This is a genomic window from Flavonifractor sp. An112 (genome assembly GCF_002161085.1).
In the GTDB taxonomy this organism is placed as follows: Bacteria; Bacillota; Clostridia; order Oscillospirales; family Oscillospiraceae; genus Flavonifractor; species Flavonifractor avicola.
On record NZ_NFLU01000002.1, the window covers coordinates 243,796 to 268,650 of the forward strand.

The 24,855-nt window shown below is 56.6% G+C and carries 26 protein-coding genes; 18 read left to right on the plus strand and 8 right to left on the minus strand.

Going from position 1 to position 24,855, the window contains the following annotated elements; all coding sequences use genetic code 11:
- Positions 1-100 precede the first annotated feature (100 nt).
- From B5E56_RS02715 to B5E56_RS02725, 3 genes are all read left to right on the plus strand, one after another.
- On the plus strand, positions 101-1,273 hold the full coding sequence (locus B5E56_RS02715) for a hypothetical protein (protein WP_087388387.1): 1,173 nt from the start codon (positions 101-103) through the stop codon (positions 1,271-1,273).
- A 24-nt stretch (positions 1,274-1,297) separates the two neighbouring features.
- Positions 1,298-2,359, plus strand: a complete 1,062-nt coding sequence (locus B5E56_RS02720; RefSeq protein WP_087388388.1) for an SPFH domain-containing protein — start codon at positions 1,298-1,300, stop codon at positions 2,357-2,359.
- A 181-nt stretch (positions 2,360-2,540) separates the two neighbouring features.
- A complete protein-coding gene (locus B5E56_RS02725) occupies positions 2,541-3,026 on the plus strand; it encodes a VWA domain-containing protein (protein WP_087189317.1) in 486 nt (161 codons plus the stop codon).
- On the opposite strand, the gene B5E56_RS02730 is transcribed toward B5E56_RS02725, so the two are convergent.
- The 5 genes from B5E56_RS02730 to B5E56_RS02750 form a co-directional block, all read right to left on the minus strand.
- Positions 2,971-3,180, minus strand: a complete 210-nt coding sequence (locus B5E56_RS02730) for a hypothetical protein (RefSeq protein ID WP_087189318.1) — start codon at positions 3,178-3,180, stop codon at positions 2,971-2,973. The genes B5E56_RS02725 and B5E56_RS02730 overlap by 56 nt on opposite strands.
- A 456-nt stretch (positions 3,181-3,636) precedes the next feature.
- Complete coding sequence (locus B5E56_RS02735) at positions 3,637-4,179, minus strand: NADH peroxidase (RefSeq protein WP_087266976.1); 543 nt, start codon at positions 4,177-4,179, stop codon at positions 3,637-3,639.
- Positions 4,180-4,506: 327 nt separating this feature from the next.
- Positions 4,507-4,878 (minus strand): helix-turn-helix domain-containing protein, encoded by a 372-nt coding sequence (locus B5E56_RS02740; protein WP_087388390.1) that lies wholly within the window; start codon positions 4,876-4,878, stop codon positions 4,507-4,509.
- Positions 4,879-5,115: 237 nt separating this feature from the next.
- On the minus strand, positions 5,116-5,559 hold the full coding sequence (locus tag B5E56_RS02745) for an Hsp20/alpha crystallin family protein (RefSeq protein ID WP_087189326.1): 444 nt from the start codon (positions 5,557-5,559) through the stop codon (positions 5,116-5,118).
- A gap of 285 nt (positions 5,560-5,844) precedes the next feature.
- A complete protein-coding gene (locus B5E56_RS02750) occupies positions 5,845-6,438 on the minus strand; it encodes an AAA family ATPase (protein WP_087189327.1) in 594 nt (197 codons plus the stop codon).
- Positions 6,439-6,671: 233 nt separating this feature from the next.
- Here B5E56_RS02750 and B5E56_RS02755 point away from each other — a divergent pair, with 233 nt between their 5' ends.
- From B5E56_RS02755 to B5E56_RS02775, 5 genes are all read left to right on the plus strand, one after another.
- The gene (locus tag B5E56_RS02755) at positions 6,672-6,875 is read left to right on the plus strand and encodes a DUF3185 family protein (RefSeq protein WP_087189328.1); all 204 of its coding nucleotides are present in this window, start codon (positions 6,672-6,674) and stop codon (positions 6,873-6,875) included.
- A 256-nt stretch (positions 6,876-7,131) separates the two neighbouring features.
- Positions 7,132-8,487, plus strand: coding sequence for an NADP-specific glutamate dehydrogenase (gdhA, locus tag B5E56_RS02760; protein WP_087189329.1), 1,356 nt, complete (start codon positions 7,132-7,134; stop codon positions 8,485-8,487).
- 357 nt (positions 8,488-8,844) lie between these two features.
- Positions 8,845-10,428 (plus strand): NAD(P)/FAD-dependent oxidoreductase, encoded by a 1,584-nt coding sequence (locus B5E56_RS02765; protein ID WP_087388392.1) that lies wholly within the window; start codon positions 8,845-8,847, stop codon positions 10,426-10,428.
- Between the two features lie 102 nt (positions 10,429-10,530).
- Complete coding sequence (locus B5E56_RS02770) at positions 10,531-11,016, plus strand: RNA polymerase sigma factor (RefSeq protein WP_087388394.1); 486 nt, start codon at positions 10,531-10,533, stop codon at positions 11,014-11,016.
- On the plus strand, positions 11,009-12,445 hold the full coding sequence (locus tag B5E56_RS02775; protein ID WP_087388396.1) for a hypothetical protein: 1,437 nt from the start codon (positions 11,009-11,011) through the stop codon (positions 12,443-12,445). Before B5E56_RS02770 ends, B5E56_RS02775 begins: the two co-directional genes overlap by 8 nt.
- A gap of 42 nt (positions 12,446-12,487) precedes the next feature.
- Here the strand turns inward: B5E56_RS02775 and B5E56_RS02780 are convergent, their stop codons facing one another.
- From B5E56_RS02780 to B5E56_RS02790, 3 genes are all read right to left on the minus strand, one after another.
- Positions 12,488-13,852 carry a citrate/2-methylcitrate synthase gene (locus tag B5E56_RS02780; RefSeq protein ID WP_087189393.1) on the minus strand — a complete coding sequence of 455 codons (1,365 nt, stop codon included), beginning with the start codon at positions 13,850-13,852 and terminating at the stop codon, positions 12,488-12,490.
- 181 nt (positions 13,853-14,033) lie between these two features.
- Positions 14,034-14,957 carry a magnesium transporter CorA family protein gene (locus tag B5E56_RS02785; protein WP_242955494.1) on the minus strand — a complete coding sequence of 308 codons (924 nt, stop codon included), beginning with the start codon at positions 14,955-14,957 and terminating at the stop codon, positions 14,034-14,036.
- A 445-nt stretch (positions 14,958-15,402) separates the two neighbouring features.
- On the minus strand, positions 15,403-16,089 hold the full coding sequence (locus B5E56_RS02790; protein WP_087388398.1) for a response regulator transcription factor: 687 nt from the start codon (positions 16,087-16,089) through the stop codon (positions 15,403-15,405).
- Positions 16,090-16,257: 168 nt separating this feature from the next.
- On the opposite strand from B5E56_RS02790, the gene B5E56_RS02795 reads away from it, so the two are divergent.
- The 10 genes from B5E56_RS02795 (at position 16,258) to B5E56_RS02840 (ending at position 24,852) form a co-directional block, all read left to right on the plus strand.
- On the plus strand, positions 16,258-17,934 hold the full coding sequence (locus tag B5E56_RS02795; protein WP_158098645.1) for a sensor histidine kinase: 1,677 nt from the start codon (positions 16,258-16,260) through the stop codon (positions 17,932-17,934).
- 139 nt (positions 17,935-18,073) lie between these two features.
- Positions 18,074-18,556 (plus strand): AAA family ATPase, encoded by a 483-nt coding sequence (locus tag B5E56_RS02800; RefSeq protein ID WP_087388402.1) that lies wholly within the window; start codon positions 18,074-18,076, stop codon positions 18,554-18,556.
- A 4-nt stretch (positions 18,557-18,560) separates the two neighbouring features.
- Positions 18,561-18,959: a NusG domain II-containing protein gene (locus B5E56_RS02805; RefSeq protein ID WP_158098646.1), complete on the plus strand. Its 399-nt coding sequence runs from the start codon at positions 18,561-18,563 to the stop codon at positions 18,957-18,959.
- A 42-nt stretch (positions 18,960-19,001) separates the two neighbouring features.
- Complete coding sequence (locus B5E56_RS02810) at positions 19,002-19,517, plus strand: Gx transporter family protein (protein ID WP_087189405.1); 516 nt, start codon at positions 19,002-19,004, stop codon at positions 19,515-19,517.
- Positions 19,498-19,827 carry a DUF1622 domain-containing protein gene (locus B5E56_RS02815; protein WP_087189406.1) on the plus strand — a complete coding sequence of 110 codons (330 nt, stop codon included), beginning with the start codon at positions 19,498-19,500 and terminating at the stop codon, positions 19,825-19,827. The genes B5E56_RS02810 and B5E56_RS02815 overlap by 20 nt, the downstream gene beginning before the upstream one ends.
- 17 nt (positions 19,828-19,844) lie before the next feature.
- Positions 19,845-20,918: a hypothetical protein gene (locus tag B5E56_RS02820; RefSeq protein ID WP_087388404.1), complete on the plus strand. Its 1,074-nt coding sequence runs from the start codon at positions 19,845-19,847 to the stop codon at positions 20,916-20,918.
- Between the two features lie 53 nt (positions 20,919-20,971).
- Positions 20,972-22,006 carry an FAD:protein FMN transferase gene (locus tag B5E56_RS02825; protein WP_087388407.1) on the plus strand — a complete coding sequence of 345 codons (1,035 nt, stop codon included), beginning with the start codon at positions 20,972-20,974 and terminating at the stop codon, positions 22,004-22,006.
- A gap of 31 nt (positions 22,007-22,037) precedes the next feature.
- Positions 22,038-23,345, plus strand: coding sequence for an electron transport complex subunit RsxC (gene rsxC / locus B5E56_RS02830; protein WP_087388409.1), 1,308 nt, complete (start codon positions 22,038-22,040; stop codon positions 23,343-23,345).
- Positions 23,342-24,316: an RnfABCDGE type electron transport complex subunit D gene (locus B5E56_RS02835; protein WP_087388411.1), complete on the plus strand. Its 975-nt coding sequence runs from the start codon at positions 23,342-23,344 to the stop codon at positions 24,314-24,316. Before rsxC ends, B5E56_RS02835 begins: the two co-directional genes overlap by 4 nt.
- Entirely contained in the window at positions 24,313-24,852 is a 540-nt protein-coding gene (locus B5E56_RS02840; protein ID WP_087189402.1) for an FMN-binding protein, read from the plus strand. Before B5E56_RS02835 ends, B5E56_RS02840 begins: the two co-directional genes overlap by 4 nt.
- Positions 24,853-24,855 lie beyond the last annotated feature (3 nt).

Genomic DNA, 24,855 nt, shown 5'->3' on the forward strand with positions numbered 1-24,855 from the left:
TGAAAGAGTTGAAATCCGAGTCAGATACAAGGTATAATCAGCTATACGCTTCACCAACGCCGGCCCTGTCCGGTATCCAGTTACGAAAGAGGGTCACGGTATGCAGACAGAACATCAGGAAAAAGTGGACCGCCAGGTATGTGCCAACTGCGGCGGAACCATCAAATGGAACATCGCCAAGCAGCGTCTGGAGTGCTCCGCCTGCCGGACTCCCTACATAGCGGAGACTACCGTTCAACGGGTGGAGGAGCATGATTTTGAGGGATATGTCCAGCGGGAGGGTCAAAGAGTGTCCTTCCCTGACACCGCCATTATCGCCTGCGGTACCTGCGGCGCACAGATCGCTGTGGACGAGCACTGCACTGCCACGGTCTGTCCCATGTGCGGCTCCACCCAGCTTTTGGAAAGCCGCCAGGAGGCCGGCGTTCCCCCCGACGGTGTAATTCCCTTCCGGGTGGATCGGGAAACCGCCCAGCAGAATTTTGCCAAGTGGGTCAAAAGCCGCTGGTTTGCCCCCAACCGTCTGAAACAGGCCTATCAGGCAGGCAAACTCCAGGGCATTTACCTTCCCTTCTGGACCTTTGACGCCCAGGTAACCAGTACATACTGGGGACAAGGCGGTAACACCCATACTGTTCGGGACAGCAAGGGCAACACCCGCACGGAAATTCACTGGCGGCCGGTAAGCGGTACTGTGGGCGGCTTTTATGACGATTTGCAGGTATGCGCAACCATGAATTCAGCCAGCCAGGTGGTGGAAAAGGTCCTGCCCTACAATACCTGCGACAACACCCTTCCTTTCTCCCCCAGCTATCTGTCCGGTTTTCTGGCGGAGCACTATGCCATCCCCGCCACCCAGGCGGTGGATACCGCCAAGGAACAGGTCCGCGCCAATCAGATCGAGCAGGCAGAAAACGACATCCGGTCCCGGGGCTTTACCCATGCCCGGGTCAGCAATATCAACATTGAATATCACAAGATCACCTATAAACACGTGCTGCTGCCCGCCTGGTCCTCGGCCTTTGCCTATAATGGCAAGCAGTATATGTACATCATCAACGGTGAGAGCGGCAAAGTAGGCGGCCAGCGGCCCTACAGTATTCCCAAAATTGTAGCGGCGGTAGCCGCGGCAGCGGCAGCCATCACCGCCGCGGTAATTCTGCTTACCGGCGCAGCCGCTCCGCCCGCTCTTCAGGCGAAGGAAAACGCACAGCCTCAGGCTGTTGTCATCCAGGAGGATTCTCCCTGGACGGCCTGGGAGGACAATCTCTGAGATATAGAAAGGACGGAAACAGCCATGGCATGGTTTGGTCAAGGAAAAGATACCATTGAATGGGAAGAATTCCGGGACGACGTACTCTTTTACAAGTGGCCCGCCAAGGAGATCAAGCGGGGCTCCCACCTTATTGTGCGGCCGGGACAGAAGGCCATTTTCTACTCCGACGGTATTGTAGGCGCAGTCTTTGAAAATCAGGGCAATTTTGATATCTACACCGATATTGTGCCCTTCTTCTCCACCCTGAAGGGCTGGCTGTCCCTGCGGGGGGACTCCGGCCTGCGTGCGGAAGTCTACTTTGTCAACGCGAAGGAACTGACTCTGCCCTGGGGCACCCGGCAGCGGATCATGATCCCCACGCCCGAGGTACCCAGCGGTATCCCCGTTGGATGCAACGGCAATCTGGTCATTGAGTTCCGGGACTACCAGACCTTTATCAACAAGGTGGCCGGAGTCAAAGCCACCTATTCTCTGGAGGATGTGGCCGACCGGATCATGGGCGAGCTCAACCCGGTGGTAGCCGAGGCCATCCTGGGCGGACAGCAGCAGATGGGGCTCAACGCGCTGGTGGGGCTTCAGCAGAACAGCCGGAAGCTGGGAAAAGCCATTCAGGAGGAGCTGGACAAAGAGCTCAGCGACTTTGGTCTGGGCGTGGCGGACGTCAATATCCTGGCCTTTAACTATCCGCCTGAGGTCCAAAAGATGGCGGAGAAGGTGGCCGCCCAGTCCTTCGTTACCGACATGGGCAAATATACCTCCGTCAGTATGGCCGACAGTATGTCCACCCCCGGCAGCGCTGGTTCGGCCGCCGCCTCTGGTATGGGAATGGCCATGGGAATGCAGATGGCCGCCCAGATGATGGGTCAGATGGGACAGATGACACAGCCCCAGGCCGCCCAGCCTCAGCAGGCCGCCTGTGTCTGTGCCTCCTGTGGCTATGCCAGCCCCACCCAGGTCAAATTCTGTCCTCAGTGCGGCAAGCCCATGGGCCAGCCTCAGCCGGCCGGCGACCGTTTCTGCCCCAACTGCCGTAAAATGGTGGCGGGCAAATTCTGTCCCGACTGCGGCACACCCACCGTGTAATTCACCTCTATCTTTTTAGAAAAACAAGAAAAGGTGGCAGGCACAAAAGTGCCTGCCACCTTTTTGCTTTGCAAAAAGCCCGGATTATTTCGCTGTGCTCTCCGCACTCCTCAGTCTGTGCCACCGATCTCTTTCGCGCATAATATGTTGTGGGATCATTTCCCAGAAGGTGGTAACACGAATGGGTGTTACAAATTCCAACAAGGTAATCAATACCGACCGCATTGCCTGCGACGGGTCGCTGCGTGTGAGTCTGACACTGACTGCCGCGCCGGATATTATCACCAATCCAACCGATATCGTGCTGATTCTGGATCGCTCCGGCAGTATGGCAGGCATACCACTGACCAATATGAAGCTGGGTGCAAAGACATTCATCGACATCATCGATGAGGCCACCGATAACACGCAAGACGGTCAAATCGGTTCCGGCAGCCGGATCGGCATCGTCAGCTTCTCCAATACCGCTGTGGCAAACACGCAGCTTATCACCTCGGTGGACACACTGAAAAGCGCAGTGGACAGCCTGACCGCCTCGGGCACTACCAATCATGCAGACGCCTTTACCAAGGCAATTCAGCTCTTTGATCCCGCCTCCAGCAATGCGAAGGTTATCGTAATGCCTTGGTCAGTCCCCCGTAGGTCTTTTTGCTTTCAGCCTTCTTGATTTCCTTCTCGGCAATCTGGAAGGTGGGGTTCTGCTTCATCAGATTCATCAAAGCCTTGTATTCGACGGAGTTGGGGACACCGGCCTTTTTCAGAGTAGTCTTGGAAGCAATGATGGTGTTGTTCGCAAAATCGACAGTAAACAGGTTCTTCATGGTAAATCCTTTCTGATGCTTTTGGCATCCTGCGTATTTCTTAGGTCGCCACCATTATTTTGTTTATGAGGTCTTGTTTCATCTCTCACTTTCTGACTGTATTATAATATCTAACCTATCCAATATAATGGGATAGGTTTAAAAGAATATCGCCTTGCTTTAAATTCTTTTTCCTTTTGGAATTGAAGCAAGATGCATGATGATGTATAGGCGTGTTGAAAGACAAAAAAACACGCTCAAAGATGTTCAATAAAGTCCCAACATCTTGTTTCCTGAACATCTGAGCGTGTATAATACCAATATCCACTTTTCTAATATCCACTTTTGGCAATTTGGGAGGAAGCAGGCGGCGGTTGTATCCACTGTTTTATCCACTCCATCTGGAGCGGGAGCAAAAAAGAGAGGGAACCGGTTTCCCGATTCCCTCTCAAAAAGTACTTGATTATCCGATTTGGATTAGCCGAAGTAACGCTTCAGCAGGCCCTCGAAAGCCTTGCCGTGACGGGCCTCGTCGCGAGCCATCTCGTGCACGGTGTCGTGGATGGCGTCCAGGTTGTGCTGCTTGGCCAGCTTAGCCAGGTCAGTCTTGCCCTGGGTAGCGCCGTTCTCGGCGTCCACACGCATCTCCAGGTTCTTCTTGGTGGAGTCGGTCACGACCTCGCCCAGCAGCTCAGCAAACTTAGCGGCGTGCTCAGCCTCTTCGTAGGCAGCCTTCTCCCAGTACAGGCCGATCTCGGGATAGCCCTCGCGGTGAGCCACACGGGCCATAGCCAGGTACATACCAACCTCAGAGCACTCGCCCTGGAAGTTTTCGCGCAGGCCCTGGATGATCTCCTCGGGAGCGCCCTTGGCCACGCCTACCACGTGCTCAGAAGCCCAGGTCTTGTCGCCGCCCTGGAGCACAAACTTCTCCTTGGGAGCCTTGCAGATGGGGCAGAAATCAGGGGCGGAATCCCCTTCGTGAACATAACCGCAAACAGAGCAGACCCACTTTTTCATGTGATTTTCCTCCTAATTTGTCATTCATTTTATTTCATTTCGGGTTAGCCGGAAGTGCTAATCAGTAATGATTATCATTTCTGATATTAAGATAGCACAACTTAACTCTGCCGTCAAGTGTTTTTTTCAAATTCAAAAAACTTTTTTTACTTCCTCTTACTTTCCATATTTCCGTCGATAACGGCGGTGTCCCAGGACCAGGATTAACACCCCTACCGCTACCAGGATTCCGCCCAGTACGATCTGAGTAATGATAGGACCATACATAAAAGACATCACATGGTCCATACTACTATTATAAAGATCAAGATCCATACTCTTATCCCCCTATGACAGGAATTCGGGTAACTTCATAAACTCCCACAAGCCACTCACCGCGGAAAGCTGCAGCACTCCCCGGATCAGCAAATACGCACCCACTGCCAGCGGCAAAATCCCCAGCAGATACCATCTGGGTTCTCTCTTCTCAGGCGCCGCCTCTGTGGGCGGGCCCGGATTGGGCCTCTCTCCCAGCAGCAGCTGGTCCGTGGTAATCCCAAACAACCTGGCCAGTGCCACAATCTTATCCAGTTCCGGCTGGGCGGCATCACCTTCCCACTTGCTCACCGCCTGGCGGGACACTCCCAGCAGTTCGGCCAGTCTCTCCTGAGACAAGCCTGCGCACTTGCGGTAATTCAGAATCCGCTCTCCCAAGGTCATTCTTTCTCGCCATCCTTTCTTCCGGCCTTACCGGACAGGTTCAGCCTATCAAACCATCCGGTTTTTCGCCATAAAGTTTGGCTTGAACTTCCGCAACCGCTGGTTGCCAAAGGGCTTTTCAAGCGAAATCATCATACCATAGCCGGCAGAACAGATTCAAGGGCTCCTTGGTAAAGATCCCGTATGTCAAAAAACGGGCGCGCTGCATATTGCAGCGCGCCCGTTTTTAATACTTGCTTACTCGATGGCAATGGTGTGGTTCACAGGCAGCTGCTGAGCCATCTTGGGCAGGGTGATCTTCAGAATGCCGTCCTCAAACTTAGCGGAGACATCCTTGGCTTCCACATGATCGCCCACATAGAAGCTGCGGCTGCACTGGCCCGCATAGCGCTCCCGGCGCAGATAACGGCCGTTCTTTTCCTCCTCATCCTTGTCCAGGCCCTTGGCCGCGCTGATCGTCAGACAACCATCCTTCAGTTCCAGCTGGACCTCATCCTTCTTAAAGCCCGGCAGATCCACATCCAGCTCATAGGTATTCTCAGTCTCCCGCACATCGGTCTTCATCAGATTCTTGCCGTGCTTACCATAGAGCGGGTTGTGATCGGAAAAAACCGACATCCGGTCAAAGGGGTCCTGGAAAAACTCATCAAACAAATTCTCACCAAAAATGCTAGGTAACATAAGTCATACCTCCATTCGTCTTCTGCGGCTCGTAGCTGGGGAGTGGGACCTCTCGGTGGCGAGCTTTTGTTACCTGCTTTGTTTTCTTGTAACCGTACCTTGGTCCGATTCCCTTTCGGTCCTCTTTCCTAAGCACAGCCTTATTATAACACCAGAATTAGCATTGTCAATAGGAGAGTGCTAATGTTCACACAATCAATCAATATTGTTCACAATTTATGCGATTTCCCCCGCAAAAAAGCCGGGACCCGTTGCACTGCAACGGGTCCCGGCTTTTTCAAAAAATCAGCTGTCGGCAATCGCTTGGGCTGCGGCACGAATCACAGCCACACAGGCGTCGATACCAATGCGGCTGTTGACGCACAAATCGTATTCCCGGCTCTGTCCCCAGCGGCCGGTGGCAAAATAGTTATAATAGGAGGCCCTGGCTTTATCCTGCCGGATCACATAGCTCTCCAGATTGTTCTCCTGTACACCGTACTCCTCCCGGGCGCGGCGGATTCGCTGATCCAGAGGCGCATTGACAAACACCTTCAGGCAGCGGGGCTGATCCCGGAGAATATAGTCGGCACAGCGGCCTACAATGACGCAGGACTCTCTGGCAGCAGCCTCCTTAATGACCTTGGCCTGAGCGATAAACACCTGGTCGGGTACCGACGGCGTCTGTACGCTGGTATAGAGGTCATAGAGAAAACTGTTGGTGGGGCGCTGATGCTCGGCGTTGCGGATAAAGTGCTCGGAAAAGCCGGTCTTTTTGGCCACATCGGAGATCAGCTGCTTGTCGTAGAACGTGATGCCCATCTCCTCGGACAACTGCTTGGCAATGAGCCGTCCGCCGGAGCCATATTCACGGCCGATGGTGATGACGATATGCTTCATAAGGACACCTCCTATCCTGATTTTAGTATAATGCTTTTTCCACCTTCCGTCAAAGAGTTTTTCATACCTTATATTTATTATCCTATGTTAACACGCAAAATTTATTACGGCTTTCGATTGACTTTCCGTCGAACTTGAGTATAATAATTGCCATCTGGACCCTGCGCCCAGATGATCTTTTCCCGCCTCAATGGGAACTGAAAAAGAGAGTACAAAGAGAAAGGAGTGTCCATATGTTTATCCTGGGTATCATTCTGATCATCGCCGGTATCGGCTGCGCCGGTTACGGTTTTATGCAGAACAACAGCCTGGAGGCCCAGTTCACCAGCATCATGAGCAGCGGTACCGCTAACCCCGGCACCATGTTCATCGTCATCGGCGTGATCCTGCTGGTGGTCGGCATCATCCTGTGCGTGGTCGGCAAAAAGAAAAACTAAGGTATTACATATGCCACGGGCGGTCGCCAATGCGACCGCCCGTTCTTCTTTGCAACCCGGCAGTCAAACTGGTGCACTTCCTACCGGTCGGATCGGGTGTTTTTCGTCAAATATGCAATTCTTCTTTTTTCTCTTGCATTTCATGGCGCTATGAATTATAATAACTTCAACACAGCAAAGTGTTCCTCTGAACAGCTGAACACAATCAAATTTCGGTCGGTCCCCCTAGGGCCGCCAAGCAAAGGGGTTTGGCATTATGGCATTTACGATCACCAATTCTTACCTCCAGAACGTGTACGAAGGCGTCTGCAAGAAGAACGCCCATGAGCCCGAGTTCCTCCAGGCTGTAGGCGAGGTTATGGAATCCCTCCAGCCCGTGTACAATCAGAAGCCCGAGCTGGCCAAGATGGGCATTATGGACCGTATGGTGGAGCCTGAGCGCAGCCTGCTGTTCCGCGTGTCCTGGGTGGACGACCATGGCCAGGTCCAGGTGAACCGCGGCTACCGGGTGCAGTTCTCCACCGCCATCGGCCCCTCCAAGGGCGGCCTGCGGTTCCATCCCTCCGTCAACCTGTCCATCATCAAGTTCCTGGGCTTTGAGCAGGTATTCAAGAACTCTCTGACCGGTCTGCCCATGGGCGGCGGCAAGGGCGGTTCCGACTTTGATCCCAAGGGCAAGAGCAGCAACGAGGTCATGCGTTTCTGCCAGTCCTTCATGACTGAGCTGCAGCGCCACATTGGCCCTGACACCGACGTGCCCGCCGGCGACATCGGCGTGGGCGCCCGTGAGATCGGCTACCTGTTTGGCCAGTATAAGCGGATCCGCAACGAGTTTAACGGCGTGCTGACCGGCAAGGGCCTGACCTACGGCGGCTCCCTGGCCCGCACTGAGGCCACCGGCTACGGCCTGTGCTACTTCACCAACGAGATGCTCAAGGCCGCCGGCAAGTCCTTCCAGGGCCAGAGCGTGGTGATCTCCGGCTCCGGCAACGTGGCCATCTACGCCAACCAGAAGGCTACCCAGCTGGGCGGCAAGGTCATCGCCATGAGCGACTCCAACGGCTACATCGTGGACGAGAACGGCATCGACTACAAGGTCATCAAGGAGATCAAGGAGGTCAAGCGGGACCGCATTAAGACCTACCTGGATTATGTCCCCACCGCCAAGTATTACGAGGGCTGCCAGGGCATCTGGACCGTTCCCTGCGGCATTGCCCTCCCCTGCGCCACCCAGAACGAGCTGCCCCTGGAGGGCGCCAAGGCTCTGGTGGAGCACGGCTGCTTCGCCGTGGCCGAGGGTGCCAATATGCCCTCCACCCCCGAGGCGGTTGCTTGGTTCCAGCAGCACGGTGTGCTGTTTGCTCCCGCTAAGGCTTCCAATGCCGGCGGCGTAGCCACCTCCGGTCTGGAGATGAGCCAGAACTCCATGCGTCTGAGCTGGACCTTCGAGGAAGTGGACCAGAAGCTCCACGACATCATGACCAACATCTACCACAATGCCGCTAAGGCCGCCGAGGAGTACGGTATGCCCGGCAACCTGGTGGCGGGCGCCAACATCGCCGGCTTCATGAAGGTGGCCGACGCCATGATCTGGCAGGGCGTTTCTTACTAAGCTGACGCCAAAATAATAAACCAGCCTATTGAGGAGGGATGCGGCATCATGCCGTATCCCTCCTTTCGTGTCGGCCACCGGGCCCCATTGCAGATGGGGCGGCGCGCAAGCGCCGTACAAGCGTTTTGCCCACAGGCAAAACCTTGATGCCGGGCGGATTCATTCCGCCCGAGCAGATTCAATCACGGGGGTCCCCAACCTGCTCCGCAGGTTGGGGCTGGCCGACGCCATGATCTGGCAGGGCGTTTCCTACTAATCTTTAAACAAAAATGGCATCCATCCTTTACAACGGATGGATGCCATTTTTCTTTATTTATGATATAATACCAGCATTCTGAGAAATACGAGGATTACTCTATGCTCCGCATCCAAAACATCTCCCTGCCCCTTGACGGCAGCCAAGGGCAGCTGAAAAAAAAGGCCGCCCGCATTCTGGGCGTGAAACCGGAGGTCATCACCGGGCTGTCTTTGGCCCGACAATCCATCGACGCCCGGAAAAAGAACGACGTCCACTACGTCTGCACTGTGGATGTAACCGTGGCCGACGAGGGCAGAGTCATGGCCCGGTGCCGGGACAGAAACGTCTCCCTGCACCAGAGCGCCCCCTATGTTTTCCCAACCGTGCGGCGGACCTCTTCCCTGCCGCCGGTGGTGGTCGGTATGGGCCCCGCCGGTCTGTTTGCCGCCCTGTTCCTGGCCCGCAACGGTCTGGCCCCCATCGTGCTGGAGCGGGGCCGCCCGGTGGAGGAACGAACTGCCGATGTGGAACGCTTCTGGACTACCGGCGTACTGAACCCATCCTCCAACGTCCAGTTTGGTGAGGGAGGGGCAGGTACCTTCTCCGACGGTAAGCTGACCACCGGCACCCACGATCCCCGGATCTCCACCGTGTTCCGCACCCTGGTGGAGGCGGGAGCTCCTGCGGACATCCTTTACCAGCACAAGCCCCACATCGGTACCGATGTGCTGCGGGACGTGGTCAAAAATATTCGACAGGAACTGATCCGCCTGGGCTGCGACGTGCGCTTCGGCCATCAGCTCACCGGTCTCATCCTCCGGGATGGGGCGGTAGCCGGACTGACTGTAGAAGGCCCTCAGGGAAGCTATGATCTGCCTTGTGACACACTGGTCCTCTCCCCCGGCCACTCCGCCCGGGACACCTTCCAGATGCTGCTGGAGGCCGGCGTTCCCATGGAACAGAAGCCCTTTGCCATCGGCGTGCGCATCGAGCACCCCCAGAGCGCGGTCTCTCTGGCTCAGTTTGGCCCCGCCTGGGAGAAACTGCCCGCCGCCGACTACAAGCTGGCCTGCCACCTGCCTAACGGCCGCTCCGCCTTTACCTTCTGCGTCTGTCCCGGCGGCCAGGTGGTAGCCGCCGCCTCGGAGGAGGGGCGGCTGGTAACCAACGGCATGAGCCATCGGGCCAGAGACGGCAAAAATATCAACGGCGGCTTTTTGGTGGGGGTGGGTCCCGCCGACTTCGGCTCCGACCACCCTCTGGCCGGAGTTGCTTTCCAGCGACACTGGGAGGAGGCTGCCTTCCAACTGGGCGGCAGAAATTATCATGCCCCTGCCCAGACCGTAAAGGATTTCCTGGCCCGGCAAGCCTCCAAAACTCTGGGCACTGTGGAACCCACTTACCGTCCCGGCGTCACCCCCACCGACCTTGACCGCTGCCTGCCCGACTATGTCACCGACACCCTGCGGGGCGCCCTGCCGGTCTTTGACCGGAAGCTCCACGGTTTTGCCGCGCCGGACAGCCTGCTCACCGGTGTGGAGAGCCGCTCCTCCTCCCCTGTCCGCATCCTCCGGGGGGAGGCCTACCAGTCCACCGTCCGGGGCCTCTATCCCTGCGGCGAGGGGGCCGGGTATGCGGGTGGGATCACCTCCGCCGCCGTGGACGGCATTCGAGTGGCCGAAGCGTTAGCCGCACAACCCTAAAGTAAAGTTCGCCGGCACATTGCTGCGGCGGCGAACTTTTTTACTTCCGATGCAATCATTTGCCTCGCTCAGGTGTGTTATGGGCAGAAAGGAGAGAGCGCCATGGCCATGCAGCTCCAGGGGGATGCCCCCTTCTCCTACGCAATGGAACACCATCTGGACACCGTATACCGGGCGGCCTGCCACAACGCCCCCACCTTACAGGACGCGGAGGATGTAACCCAGGAGGTCTTTGAGGCCCTGCTGCGCAGCGGCAAGGGCTTTCACGACGGGGAACATCTGAAGGCCTGGCTGCTGCGGGTGACCATCAACAAGTGCAAAAATCTCCGCCGGGCCAAGCGCAGCGGCGAAGTGCCGCTGTCCGAACACTTCCCCGCTCCTCCGGGGGCGGACGGCTCGGTACTGGACGAGGTGCGGGCCCTACCGGAGCCCTACCGCAGCACCATCTACCTGCACTATTTTGAGGGGTACACCGCTGCTGAGATCGGGGTGATCTTAGGGGCCAAGCGGAACACGGTACTGTCCTGGCTGGCCCGGGGGCGGCAGGCCCTGCGGGAACGGATGATCGGAGGCTTTGAGGATGAATAAGACGGATTATCTGGCCCAAGTTGAGAACCTCCACGCCTCTCAGCAGCTGCGGGAGCGGATCACCGCCCTTCCCGCCGCCCGCAGGCAGTCCCGGCGATTCAAGCCCTGGATGGGGGTATGCGCTGGTCTGGCCGTGGTGGTACTGGGCGGTTTCTGGCTGCTGCCCCGGATCGGAGGCAGCAGCGGCGGCGCCGGTGCTGGTCACGACGAGGCCTCCACCTTCATGTCCTACGCCGGGCCGGTCTTTCCTCTGACCACACTGGAGGACGTCAATCTGACTGCTGAGCGGCACATCACCCTGGACTTTGCCCCATGGCAAGACGGAAACAGCACCAAAATCCAGATCAAAGACTCCTATGTACTCACCAATCCCACCGACACCGACCTGACCGTCACCCTGGTCTATCCCTTTGCCGGGAGTTTCTATGAACTCTATCCCGTTACCTTGACGGCAGACGGCACGGAGTTGGAGACCACCATTTACCCCGGCGTGGGCGGGAACCAAAGCGTGGAGTCCTGGGAGGAATACGCGGCCATCATCAAGGGCGGAGATCTGGCAGCCGCCCACCAGGAGGCTCCCACCCTGGACACTCCGGTGACGGTCTATTCTTTTTCCGACTTTGTCCTTCCGGAAAGCGATGCCACCGCCCCTACCCTGGCGGTGACCTACCCCTGGTCGGAGGACGCCCCCGCCGTATTGACCTACGGCTTCGACGGCAGCGGGATTGACGAGGAGGCAGGCTGGGCCCAACGCCAGTTCTCTCTGCCCGATTCCAACTCGCCCCATGCCGAGGATCCCCGACTACTCATCGTAGTGGGAGATCCGTTGGAGGAATACACCATTCAGGGTTACCAGGACGGCGGCTGTACCCCCGGAGAGGAGCTGGCAGGCGTCTCGGCCCACGTCACCCAGTACCAGTCCACTCTGGGTGACGTACTGGATTCTCTCTGCCAGGCTCCAGACACCCTGGATCAAAAGTACGGAAAACCAATGGGTGTTCTTGCACTTTCCCGAGCAGTATTCTTTGACACCCTCTGCAAGAGCTTCGGAACCTCCATCCCGTCCAACATGACGATGCTGGAGATGGTATTCGAATGGTGCAACATCCAGGAACGCATTTTTTACGGGGAGGCCGCCCTCACCATCCCCGCCGGGGAGCGTGTCACGATAGAGGCCTCCTTTACCAAGGAAGGCAGCTACGACTTCGTGTGCGCCCACACGGAGAACCGCGGAATCTACGGCTATGATCTTCTGACTCAGCTGGGTTCCAACCTGACCTGTACGCAGCAGACCGCCACTTTGGAGGACCGGGGTTTGATTCAGATCGCCCGTCAGAATTTCGGCTTCGACCTGAAAAAGGGGATCAAAACTGTCTCTCTGGATCCGTCGACCGAACACTACTACCTGGAGGTCCGCAGAGCCAATTGAGCAAAAAAGAGCCGCCCTAAAGGGCGGCTCTTTTGTTGTTGTTCAGCGCTGATCCATAGGCACATAATCCGCATGGCTGCCCACATACTTATAGGCAGGACGGATAATTTTACCCATATTGATAAGCTCCTCGATGCGGTGGGCGGACCAGCCTGCCACACGGGCCATAGCAAAGATGGGCGTATACAACTCCAGAGGCAGATCCAGCATATGGTACACAAATCCGGAGTAGAAGTCCACATTGGCGGACACACCCTTGTACATCTTCCGCTCCCCGGCAATGACCTCGGGGCCCAGACGGGCCACCATGGAGTAGAGTTCGTACTCCTCGTTGCGGCCTTTCTCCCGGGACAGCTTTTCCACAAATGTTTTGAAGATGTTGGCGCGGGGGTCGGACAGAGAGTAAACGGCATGGCCCATACCGTAGATCAGGCCCGCTTTGTCAAAGGCCTTCTTGTCCAGCAGATCCTGGAGATACTGCCGCACCTCGTCCTCATCCTTCCAGTCCCTTACGTGCTCCTTCATGTCCTCAAACATCTGCACCACCTTGATATTGGCACCGCCGTGCTTGGGACCCTTCAGAGAGGCCAAGGCCGCCGCCATACAGGAGTAGGTATCGGTGCCGGAGGAGGTAACCACATGGGTGGTGAAGGTGGAGTTGTTACCGCCGCCGTGCTCGGCATGGAGGGTCAGACAGATGTCCAGCACATGGGCCTCCCAGAAGGAATAGGAGGAATCCGCCCGCAGCAGGGAGAGGATGTTCTCCGCCGCCGACAGTTCCGGCCGGGGCGCGTGGATGTACAGGCTGCTGCCGCTCTTATAGTTATAGGCCTGATAGCCGTAGACGCTGAGCATGGGGAACAGGGCAATAAGCTGGACGCACTGGCGCATGACATTGGGCAGAGAGATGTCGTCGGCCCGGTCATCGTAGGAGGCCAGGTTGAGGACACTGCGGGCCAGGGAGTTCATAATGTCATGGCTGGGCGCCTTCAAAATTACGTCCCGCACAAAATTGTTGGGGAGGGAACGATAGTAAGACAGCTGCTTGGTAAAGCCGTCCAGTTCCTCCTTGGTGGGCAGTTTGCCCAGCAAAAGCAGATAGGCGGTCTCCTCAAAGCCAAAGCGCCCCTCCTTCAGAGCGCCTGCCACCAGCTGCTCCACGTCCACGCCGCGGTAATACAGCTTGCCCTCACAGGGAACCTCCTGTCCGTCCACGATCTTCTTGGCCACAATATCGGAGATCTCGGTCAGTCCGGCAAGCACACCCTTACCGTTCAGATCACGCAGGCCCCGCTTCACATCATACTTTACAAAATCGCCTGGATCGATGCGGCTATTTTCTTTTGCCATAGTCGCCAGGCTCTCGATTTCAGGCGTAATATTACAGTAATTCGGATTGCTTGCCATGAAAAACCTCCATTCTCTTCACATACCCAGGGGATAACCCCTTTGCCAATTAGTTCATTGCTAACTATTATGCCATGAAAATGTTACCACAGTATGAATCGCACTTTATTTTTTCTTTGAAATATTTGTCAGCTTATAAAAGAAAGACCCGCTGCGGCAGCGCCGGACAGCGGGTCGAAATTTAGAACAGATCTTTCTTCTTCAGGATGATGCCTGTCACCAGAATCACGCCCAGGGACAGCACCAGTGGGAACCACCAGAAATGGTCCAGGGGCAGATTGGCTACGTTCATGCCGTAGAAGCTGAAGAAAATATTGGGGATGGTGAGCAGGATGGTGATGGAGGTCAGCACCTTCATGATCACGTTCAGGTTGTTGGAGATTACGGAGGCAAAGGCGTCCATCATGCCGGAAATGATGGAGGAATAGATGTTGGCCATCTCAATAGCCTGGCGCACCTCGATGAGCACGTCCTCCAGCAGATCGTGGTCCTCCTCATAAAGGGTGATGATGCGTCCCCGGAGGATCTTCTCCAACGTGACCTCATTAGCCTTTAGGGAGGTATTAAAGTAAACCAGCGATTTCTCCAGGTCCAGCAGCTGGATAAGCTCCTTGTTCCGCTGGGATTTGTAGAGCTGCCGCTCCATGTAGTTGTAGATCTTGTCGATTTGCTTCAGGTATTGCAGGAAGCGCTTAGCCACCTGGAGCAGCATATAGAGAATAAACTGGGTCCGCTTCTGGGTGTCTGCGTTACGCACCAGCCCATCCTGGAAATCCTTCAGAATGGAAGTCTCTTTCAGGCAGACTGTAATAATGTGCTTTTCCGTGACGATAATGCCCAGAGGCAGGGTGGAATACACCACCGCGTCATCCTTCTCCACCGAAGGAGCGTCAATGATGATGAGGGTCTGTCCCTCTTCCGTGTCGATACGGGAGGTCTCTTCTTCATCCAGCGCGGCCCGCAGGAAGGTGGGCTCCACGCCCAGGGTCACCGCCACTGTGTTCAATTCATCCTCGCTGGGATAAGTCAGGTTGACCCAGCAGCCGTCCCGTACGGCATCCAGCTTGGTCATTTTCCCATTGATGGTCTTATGGATGGAAAGCAATTCACTCACGCCTTTCTGGGCGCAGGGACCAAAAAGGCATAAAAATCCCCGCACACCTATTGTCTCGCTGATTCGTTCCGCTTATACCAGCGGACCGAAAAAGGGCACAGGCGTGCGGGCGCTCCCGGTTATACCGGTCAAACGCCGATCCAATACGCCGTGCCAGTTGTGTTGCATTCTCGACTCAGAGGGTCACCGCTCACGGCGCATATCACTCCCTTATGACATAATCTGTTTCCCCTAAAAACTGGCTGACTGGTACTGCCAGCCGTTGGGCTATCCCTTATTATATGCTATTTCCCACGGAATTGCAAGCCTGCACTCCCGCCGCTCCGCCTTTTCTTCCACAAAGAAATCCAGATTCAGACAAAATGCCTCCTCTAAAATACTTTGCTGGAAGTCTCATCCACGCGCCACGGAAGGCCGCCCCATATCCTTCCGCTCCTTATGGAATTACAAAGCGGTAGCCCAATCCACGGACCGTCTGGATATATTGGGGCTTGGATGGGTTTTCTTCGATTTTTGCCCGGATTCGGTTGATATAAACCATAATGGCATTTTCGTCAATGATAGCCGATCCCCATATCAGGTCGTAGATCATATCCTTGGAAAAAATATGATTCACATTGTCCATAAACAGCTTGATAATGGCGTTTTCCTTGGAGGAGAGAACCACCTCTTCCCCATTTTTATAGAACCGCAGAGTGCTGGTATTGTACTGAAAGGGACCGGCTGTGATGATCTGATCCGCTCCGGGCAAATTCCCCCGGCTGCGGCGGATCAGGGCTTTTACCTTTGCCGCAAGGGTAACAGGGTTGAGGGGTTTGGTAATATAGTCGTCTGCACCGATGTCCAGGCCATAGAGGGTATCATAATCCTCTTTGCGTCCGCTGACGATCATAATGGGGATCTTGCTGCCGTTTCGCCGGATATGCTGAATCACCTGAAACCCATCCATGCCGGACAGATTGATATCCAGCAAAAGCAGATCGTATGTTTTCTTTGTCAGCATCTCAAGGCACTGTTCGCCGGAATCGGCGGTATCTGCCTGAATGCCATTGCTGCTGATCACTTTATACAGCATGGTAAGAACGGCTTTGTCGTCATCAACAATGAGTACAAGATCAGCCAAGGTGCATCCCCCTTTACACGGCTTGCTTCTTCCAGTATGATATCCAGTATAAAAGACGAGTATATGTTTGACAAGGGGGGAATTTACTTGAAGCCGCCCATCAAATTGGAGCGCAAATTTCTGATTATTATATTGCTTGCCTTCGCCCTCATATTTGCCGGAATTTTTATGGTATTTCGGGTTTTCCAACAATACGAAACTATTATCATCCTAAATGAGGACAAGCAGCTTCTGGGGCTGTCCCGCTCGGTGGATCGTAGTATCACCAGCTATATTCAGCAATTTTCCCGGGAGCTGAAGCACACATTGCAGAGGAACGACCTGGACGAGGCTGAGACTGCTTACCGAAGCACCGGAAACACGGAAGCACTTGCCCTTCAGGTGGAGGGGACCATCCTATCAGAACATCCTCTGACATACGACATTCTTTGTATCGACAATGGAAGTATTTTATACTCCTCCCGCGGAAAAACAGACTATGTGTTTCCGCCCAATGCCGGCCTGGAGGGAGACGTTGACATCAGGCCCTGCGTGGATGCCTCCGGCACCATCTATCTTTCGTTCCAGAAAGGCATGGAAGGAGAGCTGCAATACGCCGTACTGATCGAGCTTACGGAATTTTATGAGGCTGTGGCGGGAAATCTGATTGCCGGCACCCAAGACCGCATTCTGCTTCTGGACGCAGGTGGGCGAACCCTGCTGTATCAAACAGATGAAGGCGCTGTGGCGACCCTGGTCCAGGGTGATACAGGCGGCACAATCAATCAGGACGAATTGAATGCGCTGCTGAACTGCCAAAGCCAGGGCGAGAATGTATCTCTTTTCTACCAGGCTCAGGCCAGCGAAGATGGAAAAGCCTATACGGCGCGTATGGCAGCCATCCCAGCCATCGGAAACAATGGTGTGTTTGCAGTGGGGGCCTCCCTCAATTATGAAACCATCAAACGGCCCATCCATATGTCCGCCATACGGCTTGCCGCCTACAGCAGTATGATCGTGATTGGAATTTTGCTGTTGGCTGGCTCCATCCTGCTGGTGGCCCGGCGCAACGCGCGGGCCCAGCAGGAAGTGCTCATGCTTCGGGAACAAAATCTTGCCCTGGAGGCGGTTACTAAGAAGTCTCAGGCTCTGGCCCACCATCAGCGGCTGGAGATCATCGGCACCTTGACCTCCAGCATTGCCCATGAATTCAACAACCTTCTCACCCCCATTATGGGTTACTCCATTCTGGTTCTGGAAAAACTGCCGCCGGACGCCGAAGAGACCTATGACAATGTGCTGGAAATTTACGAGGCCTCCAGAAAGGCAAAAACCATTATCTCCCGCCTCTCGGACCTCTCCCGCAAAAATACCCCCCTCACTTTCCAGTATGTCTCGCCGGACGATCTGGTGGTCCGCGTTCTGGAGATCGCCGCACCGGCGAAACCGCCCAAGGTAGAGGTCAGCCACAAGCTTCAGTGCCGGCACCTCTGGGTACACGGCAACGAGATCCAGCTGTCCCAGATGCTGCTCAACCTGGTTTTGAACGCCTACCAGGCCATGGAGACAGAAGGCGGGACCCTTACCGTCACGACCGAACCGGAGGATGACTGGATCTGCCTCCATGTATCCGACACAGGGCCGGGAATCGACCCCGCGCTGCTGGAAACCATCTTTGAACCCTTCTTTACCACCAAGGAGCGGGGCAAAGGTACCGGGCTGGGACTGGCCATCGTGCAGCAGGTGGTCAAGGAGCACCACGGTACGGTCTGCGTCCACAGCGAATTGGGACAGGGGACCACATTCATCGTCCGTCTGCCACTCCCCGCCCAGGAGGATGGCCCCAACGACAACAGTATATCATAAAAAAGAGGATGGATGTTTTCCCGTCGGGAGGCATCCATCCTCTTTTCTTAACAAATATTAAGGGCACAGTAATTTCCCATTAAGCAGAGATTGTTATAATTTTGACAAATTCATTCTTGTCACGAAGTGGAGCAGACAGATGATTATAACGATTGCACGGAAATATGGCAGCGGCGGCCGGGAGATCGGCCAGAGGCTGGCCAAACATCTGGATATTCCCTATTACAATGTGGACGCCCTGCCCCACCCTCAAGCCGAGGACTGGCAGGAAGAGATTCTCCGGCTGGCCGATGCCGGGCCTTGCGTCATGGTGGGCTTCTGTGCCGATCATGTGCTGGCCGGGCGGGAAGGCCTCATGCGCATCTTCATCCACTGTGATATGGAGCATCGTCTCCAGCGGATCATGGCGGAGCATCACCTTTCCAGAGAACAGGCCCAGCGCGAGGCCCTCTACCAGGACCGGGAGAGGGCCCGGCTGTATGGATTCTATACCGGAGAAAAATGGGCCAATCTGGACCGGTACGATCTGACTGTAAACAGCAGTCTTTTGGGAGCGGCCGGTACCGTGGAATTGCTGGGTCAGTTTGTGGCGCTGAATGTTATGCGTAAACGCAGAGGATAGTGAAATGAGAGAAAAATGCAAACCTGTTCGGCTGACTCTGTGCCGGGGCGATTTTCTGGCGGTATGCCTGGTCCTTATGGCCGCGGCCGCTCTGATTGCCGGCTGGAGTATGGGCTCAGGCGGAAAGGCCGCTTCTGTCCAGATCTGGCAGGACGGCATTTGGAAAGGCGAGTATGACCTGATGCAGGATCAGGAGATCCAGATCAGCGGCAGCTATCAGAACACGGTCAAAATCCAAAATGGCCGGGCTGCCATCATTGATTCCAACTGTCCGGGCCAGGACTGCGTCAAAAGCGGTTGGCACGAAGATGCCAGACAGAGCATCGTTTGCCTGCCCAACCGCCTGGAGCTTCGTCTGGTAGGTACCGAAGGGGAACCCCAGGTGGACGGTGTAACCAGATAGGAGGCTGACATGGGAAAAACAAGATCTCTTGCGCTAAGCGCTATGCTGATTGCACTTGCATTGGGGTTATCCTATATGGAGCGCTTTCTTCCCCTACAGCTGCTGATCCCGCTGCCGGGGGTAAAGCTGGGGCTGGCCAATATTGTCACCCTGTTTGCCCTGTACTTTTTGGGCGGCAAAAGCGCCGTTCAGATCCTTGTCATACGGTGCGCCCTTGGTGCCATGTTTGGCGGCGGCCTTACCGCCTTTTTCTTTTCCATCACCGGCGGGGTACTGGCCATGGCTACCATGGCTTTGACCCGCCGCCTCCCCTTTCTGTCCATCTATGGGGTGAGCATCTGCGGTGCGGCCGCCCACCAGACCGGTCAGGTCCTGATGGCGGTGCTCTTGCTACGCTCTGTCTATGTGGCTGGATATCTTCCGGCGCTGCTGCTGATTTCCATTGTCACAGGTTTTTTGACCGGCGCAGTCTCCGCCGCCTGTTTCCGGGCCATGATCGCGGCACAGCTGCCCTTTGCATCAAACATGGAGGTTTCCTATGCTGGAGAATTTGATTGAAACTGCCCTGCCCACCATCATCGCAATTCTGGAGATCATGGGCATCTTCGTGGTGGTCGTCTCGGCCACCGGCGCATTTATCCGTTACCTGAAAGGGCTTGTCACCCACTCCGGATCAGACGTCAAATTTGCTCTGGCCAACGGGCTGGCCATCAGTCTGGAATTCAAAATGGCCGCTGAGATTTTGAAAACCGTCCTGGTGCATGAGCTCAATGAGCTGATGGTATTGGGGGCGGTCATCCTTTTGCGTGCGCTGTTATCATTTCTCATTCACTTTGAAATGAAGCAGATACATCACACCGAATCATAATTCAGGAGGTATCACACATGAAGAAACTGCTTGCACTGATCCTGTCCGGTACGCTGACTATGGGCGCACTGTCCGCCTGCGGCAGCACGGCAGTGGTGGCTGTCCCTCAGCCTGAGGAATCTGCGCCCGCCGTCACCCAACCGGTTCCGGAACACACTCAAGGTACATCGGATGCCGCGGTCAAAACCGGTCTCTATCTGGGCACCAGCTTGTCCAGCAGCAAAAATGCCGCGGACGGCGAGGATGGATACAGCCAGGCCAATATTGAACTGGTGGCGGTCACTGTGACCGACGAAGGGGTCATCGACTCCTGCGTGATCGACTCCATCCAGGCAAAAGCCACCTTTGACGCAACCGGAACCCTGACTGCCGACCTGACCGCCCAGGTGCTCTCCAAAAACGAGCTGGGCAGCAATTACGGTATGAGCCAGGTCAGTTCCATCGGCAAGGAGTGGAATGAACAGGTTCAGGCTCTGGCCGATTACGTAGAGGGCAAGACGGTGGAGGAGATCAAGGGCATCGCCGTGACCGAGGAGGGCAAGGCCGCCGATGCGGATCTGGCTGCTTCCGTCACCGTCTCCATCGCCGGCTATCTGGATGCCATCGAGCAGGCGGTTTCCAACGCCACTCATCTTGGCGCCATGCAGGGGGATCGTCTGGTTCTGACCACCTCCACCAACATTGCCAACAGCAAGAGCGCCACCGCTGAGGAGCCCGGCCAGGTCCAGACCTCCGCCACTGTGGCTGCCATTACCCTGAACGGCGACGTGATCACCAGCTGCTACATCGACGCTGTGCAGGCCAACGTGGACTTTGACGCTGCCGGCGTTATCACCACCGACCTGACCGCGGTACCGCCCACTAAAAATGAGCTGGGCGACAACTACGGCATGGGCCAGATCAGCCCCATCGGCAAGGAATGGAACGAGCAGGTGGCTGCCTTCTGCGCGTATGTGACCGGCAAGACCCTGGACCAGGTGGCGGGGATCGCCGTGACCGAAAAGGGCGCTGCCGCCGACGCAGACCTGGCCGCCTCGGTCACCATTGCCATCGGGGAGTTCCAGGCCCTGATCGCAAAAGCCGCCGCCTGAGTTTTCTTCAGGCAGCAGCTTGATACGCCTGTCATTTGGAAAGTAGAGGTTATATGAAGCGAACGGCCACTTTGATCCTCCTGCTGGTTCTGCTCTGCGGGTGCACAGCAGCCCCCGCAAAGTCTAATGACACTGGGCTGAACCGCTATGAGGCTACATTTCTGACTCTGTTTGACACCGTCACCACCATCGTGGGATATGCCGAAACCGAGGAGGCCTTTACCGACACGGCCCAGGCCTTCCATGATGAACTGCTGGAATATCATCAGCTCTACGACATTTACAACGAGTACGAGGGAATCAACAACATCAAGACCATCAACGATCACGGCTGGGAACACCCCATCAAGGTGGATCAGCGGATCATTGACCTGCTGTTGTTCAGCAAGGAGCTGTATACCCAGACAGAAGGCAGGGTCAACATCGCCATGGGCAGCGTACTCCGCCTGTGGCATGACGCCCGGGAAACCGGCATAGCCGACCCCAGCCGGGCGGCACTGCCGGACCAGGCCGCCCTGGAACAGGCCGCAGCCCACACGGATATCGACAGCATCCAGATTGACGTGGAAGAAAGCACCGTTTTCCTGTCTGACCCGGAGGTCAAACTGGATGTTGGCGCCATTGCCAAAGGCTATGCGGTGGAGCAGGTCTGCCGGAACACCCCCTCCGGATTGCTGATCAGCGTGGGCGGAAATGTCTGTCCCACCGGCCCAAAGCCGGAAAGCGGTCAGCCCTGGGTGGTGGGCATTCAGGACCCGGAAGATCCGGAGCAATATCTCCATACCATTTATGTGGAAGATGTCTCTGTGGTCACCAGCGGAGATTATCAGCGGTATTTTACCGTGGACGGCGTTCCATACCACCATATCATAGATCCTGACACCAACTATCCTGCCGGCTACTGGCGCTCGGTCACCATTCTGTGCCGGGATTCCGGTGTGGCGGACGCCCTCTCTACCGCCCTTTTTACCCTGCCCCAGGAGGAGGGACAGGCCCTGCTGGACGCCTTCCAGGCAGAGGCCATGTGGGTGCGTCAGGACGGAACCATCCTGTACAGCCCCGGATTTCAGGCGTATATCCGCATATAGCCAAAGCGCTCATATCATCGAGGTGGAAAGAATGAGAAAATTGTTTTGGGGTGGTATCCACCCAGAGGGACATAAAGCTCTCTCCCGGGGCGCGGCCCCCATTCCCGCACCCCTGCCGGCGCAGGTCGTCCTGCCCATGATCCAGCATATCGGCGCAGCCTGCACCCCCGTGGTCAAGGTGGGCGATCAGGTCAAAATGGGACAAAAGATCGGCGATGGCGAAGGAATCTGCGCCCCCATCCATGCCTCTGTCTCCGGTAAAGTGGTGGCTGTGGAGCCCCGTCCCCACCCCGGCGGCAGCGAAGCACTGTCCGTGGTGATCGAGAATGACTATACAGACACACCGGACGACACCTTAAAGCCCCATCTGACCCACCAGGATCTCTCTGGAGACGAGATCCTCCGCATCATCCGGGATGCAGGTATCGTGGGTATGGGCGGCGCCGCATTCCCCACAGACGTGAAGGCCTTCTCCGCACTGGGCCAGGTGGACTATGTCATCATCAACGCCTGTGAGTGCGAGCCGTATATTACGGCGGACGATACCCTCATCTGTACTTATCCGGAGCAGGTGATCCGGGGAACGGAGACCCTGATCCATACCCTCGCACCCAAGCATACGGTGATCGCCATTGAGGACAACAAGCAGGAGGCCATCCGCATCCTGAAGGACGCCCTGCCCAAGGACTCATCCATCGAATTGCGGGTACTGCCCACCCGCTACCCCCAGGGCGCGGAGAAGCAGCTGATCCAGGCCGTGACCAACCGGCAGGTCCCTCCGGGCAAGCTGCCCGCCGCCGTGGGCTGCGCCGTATTCAACGCAGCCACCGCTGCCGCCGTCTATCAGGCGGTATACGAGGGAAAACCGGTCACCCGCCGCATCGTGACGGTCACCGGCGACGGCGCTGCGGCGCCCAAGAATATGATTTTCCGCATCGGTACCTCCTTCGGTCAGGCCATTGACGCTGCCGGCGGCATGGCGGAGGACACCCAAAAAGTGCTGTCCGGCGGCCCCATGATGGGCCTTGCCCAAAAGGACCTGGCCGTGCCGGTGCTGAAGGGCACCAACGCCATTCTGTGCCTGAAAGCCACAGTTCCCCAGTCCAAAACCCAGACCTGTATCCGCTGCGCCAAGTGCGTGTCCGTCTGTCCCATGCACCTGCAGCCTCTGTACCTGTACCGTTTTGAACAGGCCGGGAACTGGAAGGAACTTGAGAAGCTGCATTTGACGGACTGTATCGAGTGCGGAAGCTGCAGCTACACCTGCCCGGCACAGCTCCCGCTGGTGGAGCGGTTCCGTGCGGGCAAACAGCAGCTGAAGGAGGCAAAGAAAGCATGAAACTGCTTGTAACATCCTCTCCGCACATTCACAGCGGGTCCCGCACCAGCCGTCTGATGGGATCGGTGCTGATCGCGCTGATTCCCGCCCTTGCGGCCGGTGTGTGGTTCTTTGGTATCAGAGCCCTGGTCCTGACCGCGGTCACCGTGCTGGCCTGCCTGCTCTCTGAGTGGCTCTACCGCATGGTCACCCGGCAGAGCAACACCCTGCCGGACCTGTCCGCAGCGGTGACCGGCGTTCTGCTGGCTATGACCCTCCCCGCCTCCGCCCCCTACTGGCTGGCGGCTGTGGGCGGTGTCTTTGCCATTGTGGTGGTCAAGGGGCTGATCGGCGGTCTGGGACAGAACATCTTTAACCCTGCCCTGGCTGCCCGGGCTTTCCTGGTCCTGTTCTGGCCCAGCTGGATGGTCCGCTATGCGGCGCCTGGTACCTCCCTGGACCCGCTGTCGGTCTCAGTGGACATCGTATCCTACGCCACCCCTCTGCACCATATGCAGATGCCTGCGCTGCCTACGGAGTCCCTGCTGGATGTATTTCTGGGGAATATGGGCGGCTGTATCGGCGAGGTATCCGCCCTGGCCCTGCTGCTGGGCGGCGGATACCTGCTGCTCCGCAAGGTGATCTCCTGGCGCATTCCGGTGGCCTACCTGGGCTCTGTGGCACTGCTTACCCTGATCTTCTCCAAAGGCCAGGACCCCGTCCTGTGGATGCTCTACAGCCTGATGGGCGGAGGCGTGCTGCTGGGCGCCTTCTTTATGGCCACCGACTATGCCACCTCCCCTGTTACCCCCATGGGCCAGCTGATCTACGGCGTGGGATGCGGTGTACTGACCGTCTGTTTCCGCTACTACGGACTTTTCCCGGAAGGGGTCACCTATGCCATCCTGCTGATGAACGCCTGTGCCTGGAGCCTGGACCGGCTCACCCCCCCCAAACGCTTTGGTACTGTGAAAGGAGGCGGCGTACAGTGAACGTAAAACAGTTGATCCAGCCTGTGGCTGCCCTTCTTATCGCCGCCCTGGTTTTGTTCCTGGGCACCACCGTGCTCTCCCCCATTGCTCAGGAAAACAAGGAGCAGGAACTGCAGTCCATCCTCTCCAGCCTTCTGCCCGGCGCAGAATCCTTTGTCCAGGAGGAGTACACCGGCGAGGACGAGGCTATCTCCGCGGTCTACAAGGCAGATAACGGCTATGTGATTGAAACGGTCACCGCCGGATATGCCGGCGATATCACCATGCTGGTAGGCGTCAATCTGGACGGCACCATTGCCAGTCTGGTGGTGCGGGATATGCAGGAGACCTACGGGCTTGGCATGGAGGCCCTCTCCGATGTATCCTTCCTGTCTCAGTTCCTCTGGAATGGCACCACCTTTACCGTAGGCGAAAATGTGGACGCCCTCACCGGCGCCACCGTTACCTCCAAGGCGGTGGCCAAGGCTGTTACCTCAGCCAGTGCCTTTGTAACCGGCGCGGATATTGGCTCCAGCGCCACCGAATGGGGAGGTTGATGT

What these genes read in the sequence shown, in the direction of transcription:
- B5E56_RS02715 (WP_087388387.1), top strand. Translation starts at nt 101, where the DNA reads ATGCAGACAGAACATCAGGAAAAAGTGGACCGCCAGGTATGTGCCAAC.
- B5E56_RS02720 (WP_087388388.1), top strand. Translation starts at nt 1,298, where the DNA reads ATGGCATGGTTTGGTCAAGGAAAAGATACCATTGAATGGGAAGAATTC.
- B5E56_RS02725 (WP_087189317.1), top strand. Translation starts at nt 2,541, where the DNA reads ATGGGTGTTACAAATTCCAACAAGGTAATCAATACCGACCGCATTGCC.
- B5E56_RS02730 (WP_087189318.1), bottom strand. Translation starts at nt 3,180, where the DNA reads ATGAAGAACCTGTTTACTGTCGATTTTGCGAACAACACCATCATTGCT.
- B5E56_RS02735 (WP_087266976.1), bottom strand. Translation starts at nt 4,179, where the DNA reads ATGAAAAAGTGGGTCTGCTCTGTTTGCGGTTATGTTCACGAAGGGGAT.
- B5E56_RS02740 (WP_087388390.1), bottom strand. Translation starts at nt 4,878, where the DNA reads ATGACCTTGGGAGAGCGGATTCTGAATTACCGCAAGTGCGCAGGCTTG.
- B5E56_RS02745 (WP_087189326.1), bottom strand. Translation starts at nt 5,559, where the DNA reads ATGTTACCTAGCATTTTTGGTGAGAATTTGTTTGATGAGTTTTTCCAG.
- B5E56_RS02750 (WP_087189327.1), bottom strand. Translation starts at nt 6,438, where the DNA reads ATGAAGCATATCGTCATCACCATCGGCCGTGAATATGGCTCCGGCGGA.
- B5E56_RS02755 (WP_087189328.1), top strand. Translation starts at nt 6,672, where the DNA reads ATGTTTATCCTGGGTATCATTCTGATCATCGCCGGTATCGGCTGCGCC.
- gdhA (WP_087189329.1), top strand. Translation starts at nt 7,132, where the DNA reads ATGGCATTTACGATCACCAATTCTTACCTCCAGAACGTGTACGAAGGC.
- B5E56_RS02765 (WP_087388392.1), top strand. Translation starts at nt 8,845, where the DNA reads ATGCTCCGCATCCAAAACATCTCCCTGCCCCTTGACGGCAGCCAAGGG.
- B5E56_RS02770 (WP_087388394.1), top strand. Translation starts at nt 10,531, where the DNA reads ATGGCCATGCAGCTCCAGGGGGATGCCCCCTTCTCCTACGCAATGGAA.
- B5E56_RS02775 (WP_087388396.1), top strand. Translation starts at nt 11,009, where the DNA reads ATGAATAAGACGGATTATCTGGCCCAAGTTGAGAACCTCCACGCCTCT.
- B5E56_RS02780 (WP_087189393.1), bottom strand. Translation starts at nt 13,852, where the DNA reads ATGGCAAGCAATCCGAATTACTGTAATATTACGCCTGAAATCGAGAGC.
- B5E56_RS02795 (WP_158098645.1), top strand. Translation starts at nt 16,258, where the DNA reads ATGGTATTTCGGGTTTTCCAACAATACGAAACTATTATCATCCTAAAT.
- B5E56_RS02800 (WP_087388402.1), top strand. Translation starts at nt 18,074, where the DNA reads ATGATTATAACGATTGCACGGAAATATGGCAGCGGCGGCCGGGAGATC.
- B5E56_RS02805 (WP_158098646.1), top strand. Translation starts at nt 18,561, where the DNA reads ATGAGAGAAAAATGCAAACCTGTTCGGCTGACTCTGTGCCGGGGCGAT.
- B5E56_RS02810 (WP_087189405.1), top strand. Translation starts at nt 19,002, where the DNA reads ATGCTGATTGCACTTGCATTGGGGTTATCCTATATGGAGCGCTTTCTT.
- B5E56_RS02815 (WP_087189406.1), top strand. Translation starts at nt 19,498, where the DNA reads ATGCTGGAGAATTTGATTGAAACTGCCCTGCCCACCATCATCGCAATT.
- B5E56_RS02820 (WP_087388404.1), top strand. Translation starts at nt 19,845, where the DNA reads ATGAAGAAACTGCTTGCACTGATCCTGTCCGGTACGCTGACTATGGGC.
- B5E56_RS02825 (WP_087388407.1), top strand. Translation starts at nt 20,972, where the DNA reads ATGAAGCGAACGGCCACTTTGATCCTCCTGCTGGTTCTGCTCTGCGGG.
- rsxC (WP_087388409.1), top strand. Translation starts at nt 22,038, where the DNA reads ATGAGAAAATTGTTTTGGGGTGGTATCCACCCAGAGGGACATAAAGCT.
- B5E56_RS02835 (WP_087388411.1), top strand. Translation starts at nt 23,342, where the DNA reads ATGAAACTGCTTGTAACATCCTCTCCGCACATTCACAGCGGGTCCCGC.